The organism is Phytohabitans maris, assembly GCF_031085175.1.
GTDB classification, from domain to species: Bacteria; Actinomycetota; Actinomycetes; order Mycobacteriales; family Micromonosporaceae; genus Phytohabitans; species Phytohabitans maris.
Genome location: NZ_JAVHUY010000002.1, coordinates 214,676 through 232,278, shown reverse-complemented (window position 1 = coordinate 232,278; position 17,603 = coordinate 214,676). Strand labels below are relative to the sequence as shown.

Here is a 17,603-nt window from a genome sequence, read left to right as displayed (position 1 = left end):
TCGTCTGTGATCAAGGCTCCCTTGAAGTCGTTCCAACGACGTCGGGGGAGCCTTGATCACGACCCTGGCCTCATGGGGTCTTCGGTGAGCATGGCCAGCTCCGCGCCCACCCCGGGCGGGAGCGTCGCGGTCTGCGGTTCGTGCCCCGTGGATGCCGCATGCCGCGGCGACGCCTCGGGCCGGGGGCGGCGCAGCCGCCACAGCACGCCGAGCAGCAGCATCGCCGAGAGCGCGAAGACGATGCTCGACGTCAGCAGCGTGGTCGAGAGCGGGTTGGCCTCGGCGCTGGGGTCGAGGGGCGGGCGGGCAGCGGCTGGCGGCTGGGCCGCCGAGGGTGGTTCGGGCTCCTCCTGGACCGGCGGCGCGGCGGTCTCCGCCGGAGCTTCGGTGGCCGGTGGCGCCGGCGGCGTGCTCTGCGGCGGCGGCGCGGTCGTGCTGACCGGCCCGACCACCACGGTCGTCGCGCGGGCGCTGTCGAGCAGCCTTCCGTTGACCGCATGCGCCGAGACGACGAGCTCGGCCTGCCCGGGCGGCGCGCCGTCCAGGAACGCGATCCGGTAGCTCGCCGCCACCTCGGTGTCCGCGCCGCAGATCAGCTTCGAGTCGACGAGCGGGTCGACCACCTCGACCGTGCTGGCCGCGGCCGGGGTGCCGTGCAGGGCGAGCGCCTGCCCGGCCACCACCCGTTCGAGCCGGACGTGCTCGGGGGCGAGGCCCTCCAGCCGTACTGCGATGGTGCGCCGGGTCTGCGTGCAGCCCCTGGCGGAGTGGCTCACGACCAGCTCGAAGCGGGCGGGCGCGCCGCCGGCGGTCACGGTGCGGGCGGGCCCGTCCAGCTGAACGAGGCAGCACTTCTTGGCCTGCCCGGCTGGGGCGGCGGCCGGCTGCCTGTCGGCGGCCGGCGGCTTTTCTGCGCCGGTGACCGCAGCGCCGGTGACCGCCGCGAACGTGGGCACGGTCAGCGCCAGCCCGACGAGCCCGAGGCCCACCACGGCCGTACGCATCATGGTGCGCCGTCCGCCGCTCACAGCCTCAACGCTATGTGCCACCCGACCTGTCCGGAAAGAACGCATTATTGTCGTCTTCTGCTGATCAAAGCGGCGGATTCTACTCAGAGTAGTGAACCGGTCGGCGGATCGTCAGGGCGGCCACGAACGCGAGCGCGGCGACAGCGGCCGAGGCGAGAAAGGCCGCGACGTACCCGGACTCCGTGGGCAACGCGGACGGCGGCCGGGCGGAGCTGGCCAGCACCACCGCGGCGAGCTGCGCGCCGAGGGCGCCGCCGATCGTGCGGAGGATCGTGTTGACGCCGGAGGCCGCACCGGTCTGCGTGTGGTCGACCGCGCCGATGACGAGCGCGCCGAGCGAGGCGAACGCGAAGCCGTACGCCGCGCCGAGGACCGCCCCGGCCAGGTAGAAGTGCCACGGCTGGCTGTGCGCGAACGCGAGCAGGCCGAGCCCGGCCACGGCGAGCGCGGCGCCCAGCTGGAACGTCGCTCGCCCGCCGGTACGCCGGGACAGGCGGGCCGCCACCGGCGCGGCGACCACCATCAGTACCGCGGTGGGGGCGATGAGCAGGCCGGTCTCGGCCGGGCTGTCGCCAAACCCGTAGCCGGCCGCGGTGGGCGTCTGCGAGTACCGCGGGATGACGGTGACCGCGGCGAACATGCCGACGCTGATCACCACGGTGGCGATGTTGGTGCCGACCAGCGCGGGCCGGCGCAGCAGCCGCATGTCGACGATCGGCACGGCGGTCCGCATCTCGACCGCGACGAACGCGGCGCCGAGCAGGAGGCAGCCCGCGAACGTCGACACGGTTGCCGCCGAGCCCCAGCCCCACGCGCGTCCCTGGCTGATGCCGAGCAGCAGGGCGACCAGCGTCCCGGAGAGCAACGTGGCGCCGAGGAGGTCCGGCCGTCCCTGGCGCGAGGTGGCCGGCCGCCCCGCGGGGAGGCCGGCCGCGCCGGCGAGCGCGGCCCCCGCGAGGACAAGACCGAGCCAAAAGAGCCACGCGGTACCGCTCACGGCGACGATCGGGCCCGCGACGACCATGCCAACCGCGCCGCCCATCCCGAACATCGCGCTCAGGGCGGCGACCAGCCCGTTCAGCTTCTCCGCCGGTGCCGTGAGCCGGGCCAGGCCGAACGTCACGGGAAACACTCCGGCGGAGAGCCCCTGGACGGCCCGGCCGACCAGCAGGCCGGTGAACGAGCCGGCGTGGTCGCTGAGGGCGGCCAGCAGGCTGCCGGCGGCTAGCGCGAGGAGGCCGGCGACCAGGACGCGGCGGTGGCCGTACAGGTCGCCGAGGCGGCCCGCGATCGGCGTGGCCACCGCCGCGGCCAGCATGAACGCGGTCAGCAGCCAGGTCGCCGCGGTGGCGCTGACGCCGAGCTCGCGGCCGAAGACGGGTAGCGCGGCGACCACGATGGTCTGGCAGACCGCGACCGCGAGGGCGGCCAGCAGCAGGGTCGGGGTGGCCTGGCGACGGGTGCCGGTGGCCAGCGCGGCGGTCGTGACAGCGGCGATCAACACATCGGTCCTCACCTCGGACGGACTAGGTAAGGTGACCCTAACAGCATTTGTGACCACCGGTCACTATCTCTGTGGTGGATTAGGCTCGCCGGGATGCCTGACCAGCGATCAAAGCTCGGCCGGCCGGCCCGGCTCAGCCGCGAGCTGATCGTGTCCGCCGCGCTGGAGTCCGACCTCGGCACGCTGACCATGCGCGACCTCGCCGCCCGGCTGGAGGTGTCCCACTCGGCGCTGTACCGGTGGGTCGCCGACCGCGACGAGCTGTTCGACCTGATCAGCGAGGTGATGGTCGAGCGCATCCTCCCCACGACCACCCCGACCGCCGAGGGCTGGCGAGACTGGCTGGCCCGGCTCGCCTGGGCGATGCACGACGAGTTCCTCGCGGTGCCGGGGTACGCGGCACACGTGGCCCGGCCGCACCGGCACAACCCGGAGTCCTTCGGGCGGCTGCGCGACCGGGTGATCGAGGCGTTCCGGGCCGCCGGGGCGACGCCCGCGATGGCGCAGCAGAGCTGGCTGGTCTTCGGGCTCGGCGTCGTGCAGTGGCTCGGCGCGCGGCAGGCCCCGCACGACATGGGGCCGACCGAGCCGCGCTTCGACCTCTTCCTCGACGTGCTGCTACGCGGCCTGCCCACCCGGACGCCGGCCGAGCACGCCCATCCTTGACCGGGCGGTGGGCCTTGATCGGCGTGCGGCGGGCTGCCGGTGTCGGGTGCGGCTGATAGGAAGGGGCGATGCGGGAACGAGCGGAAGCCATCCTCCAGCGCCTGGCCGGCGATCACGCCAAGCTGCGCGACGACCAGTGGCGGGCGATCGAGGCGCTGGTCGCCGGGAGGCGGCGGGTGCTCTGTGTGCAGCGCACCGGGTGGGGCAAGTCCGCGGTGTACTTCGTGGCCACAGCGCTCCTGCGCCAGCAGGGCACCACCGGTCCCACCGTCATCGTGTCGCCGCTGCTGGCGCTGATGCGCAACCAGGTCGAGGCGGCGGCCCGGGCCGGCATCCACGCCCGCACGATCAACTCGGCCAACCTCGACGAGTGGGACCAGATCACCGACGAGATCCGTTCCGGCGCGGTCGACGTGCTGCTGATCAGCCCCGAGCGGCTCAACAACCCCGACTTCCGTGACTCGGTACTGCCCCGGTTGGCCGCGACCACCGGGCTGCTCGTGGTCGACGAGGCACACTGCGTATCCGACTGGGGGCACGACTTCCGGCCCGACTACCGGCGGCTGCGCACGTTCCTGGCCGGGCTGCCCGAGCGCACGCCGGTACTGGCCACCACCGCTACCGCCAACGCCCGGGTCACCGCCGACGTGGCCGAGCAGCTTGGCGACGCGCTCGTGCTGCGCGGGGCGCTCGACCGCGACTCGCTGCGCCTGGCCGTGCTCGACCTCGGTACGCCGGCACACCGCCTCGCCTGGCTCGCCGACCACCTCGACCGGCTCCCCGGCTCGGGGATCGTCTACACGCTCACGGTCGCGGCGGCGGGCGAGACGGCCGAGTTCCTCCGCTCCCGGGGGTACGCGGTCGCGTCGTACACCGGGCAGTCCGACGACGCCGACCGCCGCTCGGCCGAGCAGGACCTGCTGGACAACAAGGTCAAGGCGCTGGTGGCCACGTCGGCGCTGGGCATGGGCTTCGACAAGCCCGACCTCGGCTTCGTGGTCCACCTGGGCGCGCCGCCCTCGCCGATCGCGTACTACCAGCAGGTGGGGCGCGCGGGCCGGGCGGTCGAGCAGGCGGAGGTACTGCTGCTGCCCGGCCCGGAGGACGCGGCGATCTGGCGCTACTTCGCCTCGCTCGCGTTTCCGCCGGAAGACCAGGTGCGCGCCGTGCTGGCCGCCCTCTCCACCGACCGTCCACTCTCGACGCCCGCGCTGGAGCCGATCGTCGATCTGCGACGCACCCGGCTGGAGCTGATGCTCAAGGTGCTCGACGTCGACGGTGCGGTGCGCCGGGTGCGCGGGGGCTGGCTCGCGACCGGCGACCCGTGGACGTACGACGCGACCAGGCTGCGCCGCGTCGCCGAGGCGCGTACGGCCGAGCAGCAGTCGATGCGCGACTACACGGCCACCGGTGAGTGCCGGATGGAGTTCCTGCGCCGGTGCCTCGACGACCCCGGTGCGGTCCCCTGTGGACGGTGCGACAACTGCGCCGGCCGGCGGTACGACACGGCGGTCTCCGAAGCCGCGATGAGAGCGGCGCAGGCGTTCCTGGGGCGGGCGGGCGTCGAGATCCCGCCGAAGAAGCTCTGGCCCACCGGCCTGGAGCAGGTCGGCGTCTCCCTGCGCGGCAAGATCCCGCCGGGCGAGCAGGCGGCGGGCGGGCGCGCGGTCGGGCGCCTCTCCGACCTCGGCTGGGGCTCGCGGCTGCGCACCGTCGCCAGCGCCGACTCGCCCGACGCCCCGCTCCCCGCCGACGTCGCCGGCGCGGTGGTGGAGGTGCTCAAGACCTGGGCCCGCGGCGACGACCCGTGGCCGGCCCGCCCGGTCGGCATCGTGGCGATCGGCTCGCGCCGGCATCCGGAGCTGGTTCGCGGCCTGGCCGAGCACATCGCGACGGTCGGCCGGCTGCCGCTGCTCGGCCTGCTCCCGCCGGCCGGCGACGCTGGTGGGGCGCGGGGAAACAGCGCCCAGCGGGTGCGCGCGCTGCACGGTGCGTTCGCCCCGCCGGACGACCTGGCCGCGCGGCTGGCCACACTCGACGGTCCGGTGCTGCTCGTCGACGACCTGGTCGACTCCGGCTGGACGATGACGATGGCCGCCCGCCAGCTCCGCCTGGCCGGCGCCCCGCTGGTCCTCCCGCTGGCACTGGCCGTGAGCGGCTAGCAGGGTGCCCGCCCATGATCAAAGCTCCCTCCAAGTCGCTAGAACGACTTCAAGGGAGCTTTGATCACGGGCAGCGGGGAGGAAGCGGCGGCCGGCAAATGGGGCGAAATACGCCAGAGGCATTGGATCACATCGAACCGCAATACTGGTACGCGTGAACAACAGCCGGGTCGCCTTCATCGTCGCCGGGTTGGTTGTCGCGGTGATCGGTGGCTTCGGGCTCGGCCGGCTGACCGGCGGAGACACGGCCCGGCCCACCGCGGCCGTCGCGGCGCCGACCGCCACCGCCGACCACACCCATTCACCCGGCACCGGGGCGCACACCCACTCGACCGGGGGCGGGAGCGGGGCCGCCGCGGGCGGCCTGGAGATCAGCGCGAACGGGTACACGCTGGTGCCGGAGGCCACCACCTTCACCCCGGGCCGGGCCGGTGAGCTCGCCTTCCGGATCGTCGACAGCGGGCAGCGGCCGGTCACCGACTTCGCGATCGTGCACGACAAGCCACTGCACCTGATCGTGGTGCGCCGCGACCTGACCGGCTACCAGCACCTCCATCCGACCATGGCGCCGGACGGCCGGTGGAGCGTGCCGCTCACGCTGGGCGAGCCGGGCGTCTGGCGGGCGTACGCGGACTTCACCGCCAACGCCCCCACCGGCCAGAGCGCCGTCACGCTCGGCACCGACCTCACCGTGCGCGGCGACTACACGCCCCGCGCCCTCCCGGAGGCCGCGACCCAAGCGACCGTCGACGGCTTCACGGTCGGCTACCAGGGCACGCCGCAGACCGCCGCCGTCCAGCCGCTGCTCTTCACCGTCGCGCCGGCCGCCACGCTGGAGCGCTACCTCGGCGCGTACGGCCACCTGGTGGTGCTCCGCGAGGGCGACCTCGGCTACGTGCACGTCCACCCCGAGCCCGAGCTCGTGGGCGGCGCGGTGAAGTTTTGGCTCGCCGTGCCGAGCCCGGGGCGCTACCGGATGTACTTCGACTTCCAGGTCGCCGGCACGGTGCGCACCGCCGAGTTCACCCTGCGGGTGTGAGCAGTCGCTGCAGCGCCGGCGTCACGCCCCACTCGTCCACCATCCGGGTGTACTCCTCCCGTTGCTCCGCCGTCGGCGGCGTACCCGTGCGGCGCGCCCGCAGCAGCAGGTTGCGCGGCGTGTGGCGGGAGTCGACAAACTCGACCACCTCGACCCTGTACCCCTCAAGCCGGAGCAGACCCGCCCGCAGCGCGTCGGTGAGGACGTCCGCGAAGCGCTCGCGGAGGATCCCCTGCCGGGTGAGCAGCGGGTACGGCTCGACGGCCGCCCGCCCCCGCAGCTGCGCGGCGATGTCGTGGTGGCAGCACGGGGCGGCGAGCACCCACCGCGCCTCCCACTTGACGGCCCGGGCGAGCGCCTCGTCGGTGGCGGTGTCGCAGGCGTGCAGCGCCAGCACCAGGTCGGGCGGCGGTCCGATCTCGGCGTCGGCGATCGTGCCAGCCACGAACCGTACGCGGTCGGCGCAGCCCAGCCGCTCGGCCAGCTCGGTGTTGCGGCGGCGCTGGTCCTCGCGCACGTCCACCCCGACCACCTCGACGTCGACGCCCTGCCCGGCGAGGTAGCGGTACGCGGCGAACGTGAGGTACGCGTTGCCGCAGCCCAGGTCGACCACGCGCAGCCGCTCCGGTAGAGGGGTGACGGAGGCGGCGAGCGCGCGCAGGAACGCGTCCACCTGCCGCCGCTTGGCCGCGCTGCCGCCGATCTCGTCGAAGAGCGGGTCGCCGGGGTCGAGCAGGTACTCCTTGGCCCGGTCGTGCGCGCCCGGCTCGGCGGAGCGCTCGGCCGCCGCCCGGTGCACCTGGGCCTCGCCCTTCTTGGTCACCCGTAGCTGCACGGTCGCCTCGGCGGTCTCCACGTGCCAGTTGCCGAACGGCTCGGCCAGCAGCGCGTCGACCGCCGCACCGGCCTCGGGGCCGGGCGCCACGTTGCGGGTGTGCGGGCGAGCGCCGTCGCTGGTCACGATCTGCAACCGGGTGCCGCCCTTGAGGGTGACCGGGCGGACCTCCGCGCGGACCACCGACGGGACCTGGCCCCGGCGCCGGCCGGCGGCGACGGCCCGGGTGAGCCCCGGGTCCAGCAGCAGCGCCCGCACCTCGGCGAGCGCGTCGTCGAGCGGGCGCACCATGGTTGAAAAGCCTATCCGTGGATCTTCGGTTGAACCCTTGGGAGCACTCCCAACGTAATGACGTGCGAAGCGGATGGCACTCAGTCATCGGACGGCGCTTCTCCACACCGCACAGGAGAGTGCACGCGCATGTCCAGGAGCAGAGAGATCAGCCGCCGCACGAAGATCGCCATCACCGCGGGTGTGGCGCTCGCCCTCTTCGGCACGGGCATCGGTGTCGCCGCCGCCGGTGGCGAGTCGGCCGCACCGACCGTCGACTGCCCCACGGTGGGCGACAAGCTGAGCGGCGTACCGGCGTCCGCGCAGGCCGAGGTGTCACGAAACCTCGCGCTGCTGAACACCCAGATCGACGAGGCGAACCGCCGCCTCGCCACCAGCCAGGGCGAGGGCGGCCCGAACTTCGTGCAGAACGCGATCCTCGGGCCGCTGAAGGACAAGCGCGTCGCCACCATCGACCGGATCGCGATCTCGATCGGCCGGCAGGGTACGCGGCCGCAGGGGCTGGAGTCCCTCGCCACCTGCACGCTCGCCGCCGGCGGTGGCGGCGGTGCGGCCGAGGATCCGGAGGCCCCGGCGGGTGAGCCGCCGGCGGAGGAGCCGCCCGCCGAAGAGCCACCCGCGCAGGAGGAGCCGCCGGCCGGCGAGGTCGGCACGATCACCTGCCCGGACGTCGAGAGCGAGCTTCCGGCGGTACCGGCCGGCGCGCAGGCCGAGGTCGACCGCAACCTCGCGCTCCTGGAGACCCAGATCGCCGAGGCGAACGCCCGGCTGGTGAGCACGGTGGGCCAGGGTGGCCCGAACTTCGTGCAGAACGCGATCCTCGGACCGCTGGAGAGCAAGCGCGTCGCCACGATCAACCGGATCGCGACCGCCATCGGCCGCATCGACGCGCGTCCCGTGGGTCTCGACGCCCTGGCCCCCTGCACGGTCAGCTGACCCACGGCTCCCCGGTGTGACCCGCAGCGCACCGGGGCCGGGAGCCCCTCCGCCAGCTTGGCGGAGGGGCTCCTTCAGCTTCGCGATCTGGGTGGGTACCCGCGTGGGTCAGGCGCCGTCCGCGGTGTCGGCGGCGGTGCCACCACCTCCGCGGCGGCGGCGACGGCGGCGCGGCTTGGCGGCGGCGGGCACCTCGACGGTGGTCGCGGCGGGCTCGGCGGCCGTGGCCTCCTGCTGCTCCACGCCCGCGACGACCTCGCCAGCCCGGCGGCGCCGGCGTTGGCGGCGAGGGCCGGTCGGCTCTCCGGACTCGGACGGATCGCCGGTGGGCTCGCGCCCGTCGCCCGTACCAGAGCGGGAGCGGGACCTCCCGCGGGCCGCGGGCTGGCCGCGGCGGCGACCACGTCCCCGGCCGCCCAGGTCTTCCTCGGCTTCGGCCGCGAGGCCGGCCCGGGTGCGGTCGGCGGTGGGCAGGGTGCCCGACACGTCGGTGGGGATGTCGAGGTCGGTGTAGAGCCACGGGGAGGTGTGATAGGTCTCCGGCGGCTCGGGCATCTCGATGCCCAGCGACTTGTCGATCAGCCGCCACCGGGGCATGTCTTCCCAGTCGACGAACGTCACGGCCACACCGCTGGCGCCGGCCCGGCCGGTGCGCCCGATGCGGTGGGTGTAGGTGTCCGGGTCTTCCGGGCAGTCGTAGTTGACCACGTGGGTGACGCCGGAGACGTCCAGGCCGCGGGCGGCGACGTCGGTGGCGACGAGTACGTCGATCTTGCCGGCCCGGAACGCCCGCAGTGCCCGCTCGCGCGCCCCCTGCCCCAGGTCACCGTGGACGGCGGCGGCGGCGAAGCCGCGGAAGTCGAGGTCTTCGGCGACCCGGTCGGCGGCCCGCTTGGTGCGGGTGAAGATCATCGTGAGCCCCCGCCCCTCCGACTGGAGGATGCGGGAGAGCACCTCGATCTTGTTCATCGGGTGGGTGCGGTAGGCGACCTGCTTGGTCAGCGGCGACGCGCCGGTCTCGACGCTGTGGCCGGCGTGGATCGCGACCGGGTGGCGCAGGAAGCGCCGGGCCAGCGTGACGATCGGGTCGGGCATCGTGGCCGAGAAGAGCATGGTCTGGCGGTCTTCCGGCAGCATCGCCAGGATCTTTTCGACGTCGTCGAGGAAGCCCAGGTCGAGCATGCGGTCGGCCTCGTCGAGCACGAGCGCGTGCACGCGGTCGAGGCGGAGCTTCTTCTGCTTGGTCAGGTCGAGCAGGCGGCCGGGCGTGCCGACCAGGATCTCGACGCCGGCGCGGAGCGCGTCGACCTGCGGCTCGTACGCCACGCCGCCGTAGATCGGCAGCACCCGCACGCCCCGGGTGCGCCCGGCGGCCGCGATGTCCTTGGCCACCTGGAGGCCCAGCTCACGCGTGGGGACGACGACCAGCGCCTGGGGCAGGCCGTCGCTGCCCTCGGCGGGCGCGAAGACCCGCTCGAGCAGCGGCACGCCGAAGCCCAGCGTCTTGCCGGTGCCGGTGGGCGCCTGGCCGATCAGGTCGGAGCCGCGCAGCGCAATCGGCAGCGCGTACTCCTGGATGGCGAAAGCCCTGGTGATGCCGACATTCGACAGCGCCTCGACGGTCTCCGGGCGGACGCCCAGATCAGCGAAGGTCGGGCTGTCGGGGCGGACCGGGGCTCGGGTGATTGTCTCTTCTTCGATCTCGCTCATGGAGTTTTAGGGGTGCCCTCTCGTGGTGCGCCCCGTCTCGTCCTAGGGCGCTCATCCGGTCTGGCGCGGGCCACGCGCGATCGCGGTAATCGATGCGATCGCGGGCCGCACGCGCGCCGCTGGCTGGGGAAGGAACGATCTCTGGCCAGCGGCAACTTGCGCAATGCTACCTGACGTGGACGGACCATGCTCAGAATGTGTCCACCGGGCCCGGATCCGGGTGACCGCTGGCACCGCGAAGGGGGTCGGGGCGAGTAGCCTGCGGGCGTGACAGAAGTCTCCCAGGGCGTGTCCGAGGTCTCCCAGCCGGGCTCCGCCGTCGTCGAGCTGCTCGGCATGGTGGCGTACGCCGAGCTGCTGGCCTTCGACCGGATGGCCGCCGACGCCCGTCTCGCCCCCGACCTGCGGCGCCGGGCGGTGCTCAGCGAGATGGCCGCCGTGGAGATCGTCAACTACCGCCGCCTCGCCGGGCGCCTCTCCGAGCTCGGCGCCGACCCGGACGCGGCCATGACGCCGTACGTGGCGCCCCTGCAGGAGTACCACGAGCTGACCGAGCCGAGAGACTGGCTGGAGGCGCTCACGAAGGCGTACGTGTGGGACGGCATCGCCGACGACTTCTTCCGCGAGGTCGCCGCGTTTCTCGTGCCGGAAGACCGCGACCTGGTGCTCGAGGTGCTGCACGACTCGCAGTACAACGAGTTTGCCGCGGGGGAGATCCGGGCCGCGATCGCCGCCGACCCCAAGGTGGCCAACCGGCTCTCGATGTGGGCCCGCCGCCTGGTGGGTGAGGGGCTCTCCCAGGCCCAGCGGATGGCCGGGGAGCGGATCGCGCTTACCGTCCTGATCGTGGAGGGCTCGAAGGACCAGGCGGGTGTGCAGGCGCTCCTGAAGCGCCTGACCGCCGCCCACACCGCACGGATGGCGGCGGTCGGCCTCAACAACTAGCGCCTTTGGGGTTGATCAGGGACCTAATGGAGTGACGCGCCGGGCGGCACGCCCACCAACTCCCTGATCAACTTCAAGCGTGAGCGGGCGTGGCCGTGGAGCGGCCGCTCAGCGGGCCGTGAAACCGACCGGGCGCGGAGACGCCTCGGCGATCTCGACGTACGCCACCTTGGAGACCGGCACGATGATCCGCCGGCCCTTTTCGTCCTGCAGCGACAGCACACCGCCGTCGGACTCGATCGCGTCGGTCACGATCTTTTCCACCTCGGTCGGCGTCTGCGCGCTCTCGATCACGAGCTCGCGCGGTGCGTACTGCACGCCGATCTTGACCTCCACGTGACCCTCCTCTATCGCGGCGGATGCTCCGCCGGTGCAACGGTATCCGACCGCCGCGCGGGAATCTCGCCGCGCCTCGCGGCTCGCATTAAGCCCTGCGCGGAGCGCTGCGCTCGCACCCTGCGCGGAGCGCGGTGCTTGCGGTCCGCGGAGCGCGGTGCTTGCGGTCCGCGCGGCTCGCTGTGCTTGAGCGCTGCGCTCGCGGCCCGCGGAGCGGGTCAGGCGGGCTCGCCCTGGAGCGGGAAGCTGCCGATGCCCCGCCAGTTGAGCGCCGCCACGAGGGCCTCGGCCTCCGCCTTTGGCACCTGGCGGCCGGCGGCCAGCCAGAACTGCGCGGCCGTCTCAGCCGCACCCACCAGCCCGGACGCCAGCAGCTCGGCCCGCGCCCGGCTCACGCCGGTGTCCGAGATGATCGTGTCGGTGATGGCGGCGATGCAGCCGCTCTCCACCCGCTCGACCCGCTCCCGTACGGCCGGCTCGTTGCGCAGGTCGGACTCGAAGACCAGCCGGAACGCCTCGCTCTCGTGGTCGACGAAGTCGAAGTACGCCTGGACGGCGCCGCGCACCCGCTCCTTGTTGTCGTTGGTGGCGGACATCGCGCTCTGCACCTTGGCCACGATCGCGTCGCAGTGCGTGTCGAGCAGCGCCAGGTAGAGCTCAAGCTTTCCGGGGAAGTGCTGGTAGAGGACGGGCTTGGAGACACCCGCCCGCTCCGCGATGTCGTCCATCGCGGCCGCGTGGTACCCCTGCGCCACGAAGACCTCCTGCGCCGCCTCCAGGAGCTGCTTGCGACGCGCGGAACGCGGCAGGCGCGTGGGCCGCCCCGTCGCCGGCGCGCTTCCCGACCCTACGGCCATGCCGTCACCTCGACTTTCACGTATCACCCTAAGACTTTCGGCCAATCCGACGGATCGGTAAACATCGACCTACCGGCGAACTAGCCTGACGTTGCGGCTTATCGCTGCTGTCAGCACACGGTAGCCTCAGCGAGGGCAACCGAGGAGCGCACGGTGGACGAAACAGGGCAAGGCGGTGGCGTCACGCCGGGAGGCAACGGCAACGGCGCAGTTCCGCACGGTGAGCGCGCCGACCGCGGCGGTAAGGCTGACGGCGCTGGTCAGGCCCGGCTCAACGGCTGGGCGGCGGTCGACGCGGTCTGGTCGAACGCCGGCGCCGCGCTGGAGCCCGCCCCCGAGCCGGTGCAGCCGACCTGGCGCAACGGCCCGGCCGACGGCGGGTCGGGGCACGGCTGGGCCGACGCCCCGCGCTACGCCGACCTGCTCGCCCCGCTCAGCCCCGCCCCCCAGCAGCAGCCACCGCAGCAGGCCCAGCCGCACCCCTCGGTCAACGGCGCCGACTCCACGCCGGTCGCCCTGCGCGTGCCGTCGAGCGCCCCGCCGTACCCGTACGAGGGGGATCTGGAGGACGCCGCCCGGGTCGCCGGCATGTCCGAGGTGACCCCGGTCCCGCCGATCGCCGTCGACCGGCCCGCCCCGCCGGTCCAGGCGGCGCACCCGCCCCAGCCGGAGGGACCCCGCCACGGCGCCGAGGTGGCCCGCCACGGTGCCGACGCCCTGCCGACCCGCCGGCCGGCGCCGCCACCGGAGAGCGCCGCCCCCGGCCAGCCGCCGCAGGCGCCCAGCGTGCCGCCGGTCGTGCCGCCCCGGCCGTCGTTCGGCCCGACCGCCTCCCGGTCGCAGGCCGGCGCCCCGATGACGCCCCAGCAGTGGCGGGAGGCGCGCGACGCGGGCAAGTCCGCGGCCGCCGCCGACGTGCCGCCCGGGTTCCGCCCCCAGCCGTCGTACGAGCGGCCCGGCTACGATACCTCGCTCTACGAGCGGCCGGTGTCCCCGCCGGCACCGAGCCGCCCGGCGCCACCGGTCCGTTCCGCGTCCCCGGCGCCGGCCCGCCCGGCCGCCACCTGGGCACAGGAGTGGCCGCAGCCGGAGCGGGCACCGGAGCCGCCGCCGGCCGAGCCGCGTACGGCGGGGCGCCCCACCGACCTGGCCAGCGACCCGCGCACCGGCCCGTCGCCCCAGGCCGCGCCACCGGCGCCACCGGGCCCGGCGACCACCACCAGCCAGGTCGCGCCGCCACCACCCCCGCGAACACCGGAGCCGGACGCGCTCCCGCAGCGGGTACCGGCCGAGCCGGACGTGCCCACCGCGCCCGAGCCGCCCGCCGAGTCCCCCGCTGACGGACCTGACCTCACCCGGATCTGGAGCCACTTGCGCCGCGACGACGTGCAGCCGCGGGAGCGCCCCGAGGGCTTCGACGTGCAGGCGATCCTGGCGGCCGTGCGCGGGGTGGAGGGTGTGCAGGACGCCTCGCTGCGCACCACCGAGGCCGGGGCGCACAGCCTCCGCCTCGACCTCGCCGACGGCGCCGACCCGGCCGAGGTCAGCCGCATCGTCGCCCGCCTCCTCCAAGACCGGATGGGGCTCGCCGCCGCGCCCAAGGAGCCGTCCACCGCGGCCCAGCCGGCCCGCGCCCGCACCGAGCCCACGGCCACCGGCTCCTTCCCGGCACCGGCCGGGTCGTACCTGCCCGCCCAGCAAGGCGGCCCGGTCGCCGAGCAGCGGCGGCCGGCCCCCGAGACGCCGCGCCGCCGGGCCCGCCGGGCGCGGGAGGAGAGCCCGTTGGGTCAGAGCGCTCCCGTCGAGCCCGCGCCGCCGCGCCCGTTGCCGCCGGGCAAGCCCGGCCCCCGCATCGTGATCGACGAGGTGCAGGTCAGCACGTTCGGGCTGGACGCCACCGTCGAGGTCAAGCTCGCGGCCGAGGAGCGGCGGGCCATCGGGCGGGCCAACGGCCCGGCCGTCGACGCGTACGTGTTGCGCCTCTGCGCCGAGGCCGGTGCGGCCGCGGTCGACGACCTGCTGAGCACCGCCGAGCAGGTGGGCGACCGGGGCAAGTGCTTCGTCGAGCACGCGGCCGTGGTGCCGTTCGGCAGCTGCGAGGTAGCGGTCGTCGTGGTGCTGCTGGTCTGCGGCGGCTGGGTCGAGCAGCTCGCCGGTTCCGCGCTGGTGGCGGGCGACCCGCGGCAAGCTGTCGTACGTGCGACACTCAACGCCGTAAACCGCCGTTTGGAGGCATTGCTCGCGTAAGGAGCGGCATCTTCCGCCCCGGCCGGGGCATCATTGATCGATGAAGCGTGCGCTGCTCGGAGCGGATGACATTTTCCCGGCGGACCGGGAGGCGCCGCCCTGGCCGGGCCGGTCGGAGATGCTCGACGGCTCCAGCGTGTTCGTGCGCGAGACGCCGGCCACCGCGCCCGGTGCCGAGCCCGCGCTCTACGTGCACGGCCTCGGCGGCTCCTCGACAAACTGGACCGACCTCGCCGGCCTGCTCGCCAACCGCCTCGACGGGCAGGCGATCGACCTGCCGGGCTTCGGGCGCAGCGAGCCGGCCCGCAGCTACACGGTCGCCTCCTTCGCCGACCGGGTGATCCGGTGGATCGAGCACTCCGGCCGCGGCCCGGTGCACCTGTTCGGCAACTCGCTCGGCGGGGCGATCTCGGTACGTGTGGCCGGCACCCGCCCCGACCTCGTACGGTCGCTGACCCTGGTCTCGCCGGCCATGCCGTTCCTGGACCCGCGCCGCTCCAGCCAGAGCCGGGTGCTGCCGCTGCTCGCCATCCCGCGCGGCGACCGGCTCGCGATGCGCTTCCTGTCCCGGATCACGCCGGAAGACATGGCCAACCAGATCATCGCCACCTGCTTCGCCGACCCCACCCGGGTGAGCGAGCGGCGGCGGCTGGAGGCGATCGAGGAGATCCGCATCCGGTACGAGCTCGACCACTACATCCCGGCCTACCTGCGCTCGCTGCGCGGGCTGGTCTCCAGCTTCCTGCGGGCGTACCTGCCGGGCGACGGCTCGCTGTGGCGGATCGCCGCCCGGATCAGCGCACCCACCCTCGTGATCGGCGGCCGCCAGGACCAGCTCGTCGACATCCGGGTGGCGCCGGCGGTGGCCCGGGCCGTCCCGGACAGCCGGCTGCTCATCCTCGACCAGGTCGGGCACGTGGCCCAGATGGAGGTGCCCCGGGTGGTGGCCCGGGCGGCGGTCGCGCTCCTGGACGAGATCCACCACCCCACCGCCCGCGCTCCCCGGCTGAGCCGGGCGGTCCGCCCGGCGCGCCGCACGAATCCGCGGGTGGCGCCGGCGTGAGTCGCGCCCTGGGCGTGGTCGCCGGGACCGCCGCGCTGGCGGGTCTCGCGCTGCTGGCGCTCGGGGTGTTACCCGTCGACCTCTCGCCGGCCGCACCGGTGCCGCCGCCCGCCACCGAGACGCTGGCCGTCCCGCTGCCGCCGACGCCATCACCGTCGCAGCCATCCCCGCCGCCATCTCCGTCGGCCTCACCCAGGCCGGCGCCGGCGGTGCTGCGGCTCCCCGGGCCGGTGCCGACCAGGGGGAGTGGCATTTTCGAGTACGCGGCGACGGCCGGCCCGGTCCGCGGGCGCTCCGGCACCCTCCTGCGGTACCGGGTGGCGGTGGAGCGGGGCGCGGGGGAAGACATCGACGAGTTCGGGGCGGTGGTCGACGCGGCGCTCGGCCACGCCCGGAGCTGGACCGCCGGCGGGCTGCGCATGCAGCGGGTGCCCCGCGGCGGGCCCTACAACTTCACGATCCACTTGGCCACCCGGGAGACCGCCGGCCGGATGTGCGGGGCGGGCGGGGTCGACATCACGGTGCGCGGCCGGCCGTACACCTCCTGCCGGGTCGGCGGCGGCGTGATCATCAACCTGGACCGGTGGCGCCTCTCGGTCGACCATTTCGTGGCGGCCGAGGTGCCGCTCTCGCTGTACCGCGACTACGTGGTCAACCACGAGGTCGGGCACCAGTTGGGACACCGGCACGAGCTGTGCCCGGGGCGGGGGCGGCCGGCGCCGGTGATGATGCAGCAGACGCTCGGCCTCAAGGGCTGCACGGCCAACCCGTGGCCCTTCGTGAGCGGCCACCGTTATGCCGGCCCGCTGAAGTAACCTTCCGGGAAATGGCGGCATAAATCTGGACAAGCCGGCGTGCCTTGATAGCTCTTTGCATGAGCACTGGCACGCTGAGTGGACCATGACGACGCGCGTACCTCGTGCCCCCGTTCCGCCAGCGGCACGCGCCTCGCGTACCTCCACGCCTCGCCGCGGGCGGCCGGAGGCCGAGGCGGCCGCGGGGCGGACCGCCGCGGAGGAGCGGATGTGGCACCGGCGGCGGCGTACCGCCCTGCTTGTCCTCCTGCTCGCCGGCACCGGCCTGGTCGTGGTCGACGCGGTCCGCTACCAGCCCGCGCTCGTCCCCGCGGCGGCGCCGGACGCGTCTCCCACCCTGGCGACGTCCGCGCCGGCCGCGCACCCGCCGTCGCTCTCCCCGGTCCCGGCCCCAGCCGGGTCCCCGTCGCTGCCGCCGACCCCGTCGGCCGTTCCCTCGTCGCCCGCGCCCTCGCCCACCCAGGCCGCGTCGCCGTCCCCGGTGGCATCGCAACCGGTGGCCGCGGTGGCGGTACCGGAGCGGGGCAAAGGGTCGTTCGCCGAGGTCTCGAAGGGTGGGCGGGTGCTCGGCACGGCCGGCACGCTGCGCCGCTTCCGGGTCGCGGTCGAGGACGGGAGCGGGCAGGACGGCACCATGTTCGCGGCCGAGGTGGACGCGATCCTCGGCGACCCGCGCAGCTGGGTGGCGGCCAAGAGCTTCCGGCTCCAGCGGGTGCCCAAGGGCGCGACCGCCGAGTTCACGATCTACCTGGCCACGCCGGCCACCTCGGAGCGGATGTGCGCGCGGGGTGGACTGGCCACCGAGCGGTACACCTCGTGCCGCCTCCCCGGCCAGGTCGTCATCAACCTCGGCCGCTGGCTCAACGCGGTACCCGACTACGGGGCACCGGTCTCGACCTACCGGGCGTACGCGATCAACCACGAGGTCGGGCACCAGCTCGGCCACGGCCACGAGGGCTGCCCGGCGCCCGGCGCGCCCGCTCCGGTGATGCAGCAGCAGACGCTCGGGCTCAAGGGCTGCCTGGCGTACGCGTGGCCGTACTTGGCCGGCCGCAGATATTCGGGCCCGGCGATGCCCTAAGCGGGCGCGGCGCTGCCCTGAGGGCCCGGACATTCCCTGATCCCGCGTTGTGGGCCGTGTGCCACGTCATTGCCCCGTCCCGTCACCA

Annotated in this window: 15 protein-coding genes; 9 read left to right on the top strand and 6 right to left on the bottom strand. The window is 74.3% G+C overall.

Going from position 1 to position 17,603, the window contains the following annotated elements:
• Nucleotides 1-56 precede the first annotated feature (56 nt).
• Together RB614_RS02870 and RB614_RS02865 are read right to left on the bottom strand one after the other, a co-directional pair.
• Nucleotides 57-1,028 (bottom strand): hypothetical protein, encoded by a 972-nt coding sequence (locus RB614_RS02870; protein ID WP_308710728.1) that lies wholly within the window; start codon nt 1,026-1,028, stop codon nt 57-59.
• A gap of 79 nt (nt 1,029-1,107) precedes the next feature.
• Complete coding sequence (locus RB614_RS02865) at nt 1,108-2,532, bottom strand: MFS transporter (protein ID WP_308710727.1); 1,425 nt, start codon at nt 2,530-2,532, stop codon at nt 1,108-1,110.
• 93 nt (nt 2,533-2,625) lie between these two features.
• Between RB614_RS02865 and RB614_RS02860 the strand changes: the two genes are divergently transcribed.
• The 3 genes from RB614_RS02860 (at nt 2,626) to RB614_RS02850 (ending at nt 6,399) form a co-directional block, all read left to right on the top strand.
• Nucleotides 2,626-3,198: a TetR/AcrR family transcriptional regulator gene (locus RB614_RS02860; RefSeq protein WP_308710726.1), complete on the top strand. Its 573-nt coding sequence runs from the start codon at nt 2,626-2,628 to the stop codon at nt 3,196-3,198.
• 68 nt (nt 3,199-3,266) lie between these two features.
• Entirely contained in the window at nt 3,267-5,360 is a 2,094-nt protein-coding gene (locus tag RB614_RS02855) for a RecQ family ATP-dependent DNA helicase (RefSeq protein WP_308710725.1), read from the top strand.
• A gap of 154 nt (nt 5,361-5,514) precedes the next feature.
• On the top strand, nt 5,515-6,399 hold the full coding sequence (locus RB614_RS02850) for a hypothetical protein (protein WP_308710724.1): 885 nt from the start codon (nt 5,515-5,517) through the stop codon (nt 6,397-6,399).
• Here the strand turns inward: RB614_RS02850 and RB614_RS02845 are convergent.
• On the bottom strand, nt 6,383-7,525 hold the full coding sequence (locus RB614_RS02845) for a class I SAM-dependent methyltransferase (RefSeq protein ID WP_308710723.1): 1,143 nt from the start codon (nt 7,523-7,525) through the stop codon (nt 6,383-6,385). The genes RB614_RS02850 and RB614_RS02845 overlap by 17 nt on opposite strands.
• Before the next feature lie 129 nt (nt 7,526-7,654).
• Here RB614_RS02845 and RB614_RS02840 point away from each other — a divergent pair, with 129 nt between their 5' ends.
• Complete coding sequence (locus tag RB614_RS02840) at nt 7,655-8,461, top strand: hypothetical protein (protein ID WP_308710722.1); 807 nt, start codon at nt 7,655-7,657, stop codon at nt 8,459-8,461.
• 108 nt (nt 8,462-8,569) lie between these two features.
• On the opposite strand, the gene RB614_RS02835 is transcribed toward RB614_RS02840, so the two are convergent.
• Nucleotides 8,570-10,171, bottom strand: a complete 1,602-nt coding sequence (locus RB614_RS02835) for a DEAD/DEAH box helicase (RefSeq protein WP_308710721.1) — start codon at nt 10,169-10,171, stop codon at nt 8,570-8,572.
• Between the two features lie 267 nt (nt 10,172-10,438).
• Between RB614_RS02835 and RB614_RS02830 the strand changes: the two genes are divergently transcribed.
• Nucleotides 10,439-11,116, top strand: coding sequence for a ferritin-like fold-containing protein (locus RB614_RS02830; RefSeq protein ID WP_308710720.1), 678 nt, complete (start codon nt 10,439-10,441; stop codon nt 11,114-11,116).
• A gap of 108 nt (nt 11,117-11,224) precedes the next feature.
• Here the strand turns inward: RB614_RS02830 and RB614_RS02825 are convergent, their stop codons facing one another.
• Entirely contained in the window at nt 11,225-11,452 is a 228-nt protein-coding gene (locus RB614_RS02825; protein WP_308710719.1) for a DUF3107 domain-containing protein, read from the bottom strand.
• A 218-nt stretch (nt 11,453-11,670) separates the two neighbouring features.
• Nucleotides 11,671-12,309, bottom strand: coding sequence for a TetR/AcrR family transcriptional regulator (locus RB614_RS02820; RefSeq protein ID WP_308710718.1), 639 nt, complete (start codon nt 12,307-12,309; stop codon nt 11,671-11,673).
• A gap of 153 nt (nt 12,310-12,462) precedes the next feature.
• Here RB614_RS02820 and RB614_RS02815 point away from each other — a divergent pair, with 153 nt between their 5' ends.
• The 4 genes from RB614_RS02815 to RB614_RS02800 all read left to right on the top strand — a co-directional run bounded on the left by RB614_RS02815 (nt 12,463) and on the right by RB614_RS02800 (nt 17,515).
• Nucleotides 12,463-14,556, top strand: a complete 2,094-nt coding sequence (locus tag RB614_RS02815) for a hypothetical protein (RefSeq protein ID WP_308710717.1) — start codon at nt 12,463-12,465, stop codon at nt 14,554-14,556.
• 40 nt (nt 14,557-14,596) lie between these two features.
• Complete coding sequence (locus RB614_RS02810) at nt 14,597-15,619, top strand: alpha/beta fold hydrolase (protein WP_308710716.1); 1,023 nt, start codon at nt 14,597-14,599, stop codon at nt 15,617-15,619.
• Nucleotides 15,616-16,434 carry a DUF3152 domain-containing protein gene (locus tag RB614_RS02805; protein WP_308710715.1) on the top strand — a complete coding sequence of 273 codons (819 nt, stop codon included), beginning with the start codon at nt 15,616-15,618 and terminating at the stop codon, nt 16,432-16,434. The genes RB614_RS02810 and RB614_RS02805 overlap by 4 nt, the downstream gene beginning before the upstream one ends.
• A gap of 208 nt (nt 16,435-16,642) precedes the next feature.
• Nucleotides 16,643-17,515, top strand: coding sequence for a DUF3152 domain-containing protein (locus RB614_RS02800; protein ID WP_308710714.1), 873 nt, complete (start codon nt 16,643-16,645; stop codon nt 17,513-17,515).
• Nucleotides 17,516-17,603 lie beyond the last annotated feature (88 nt).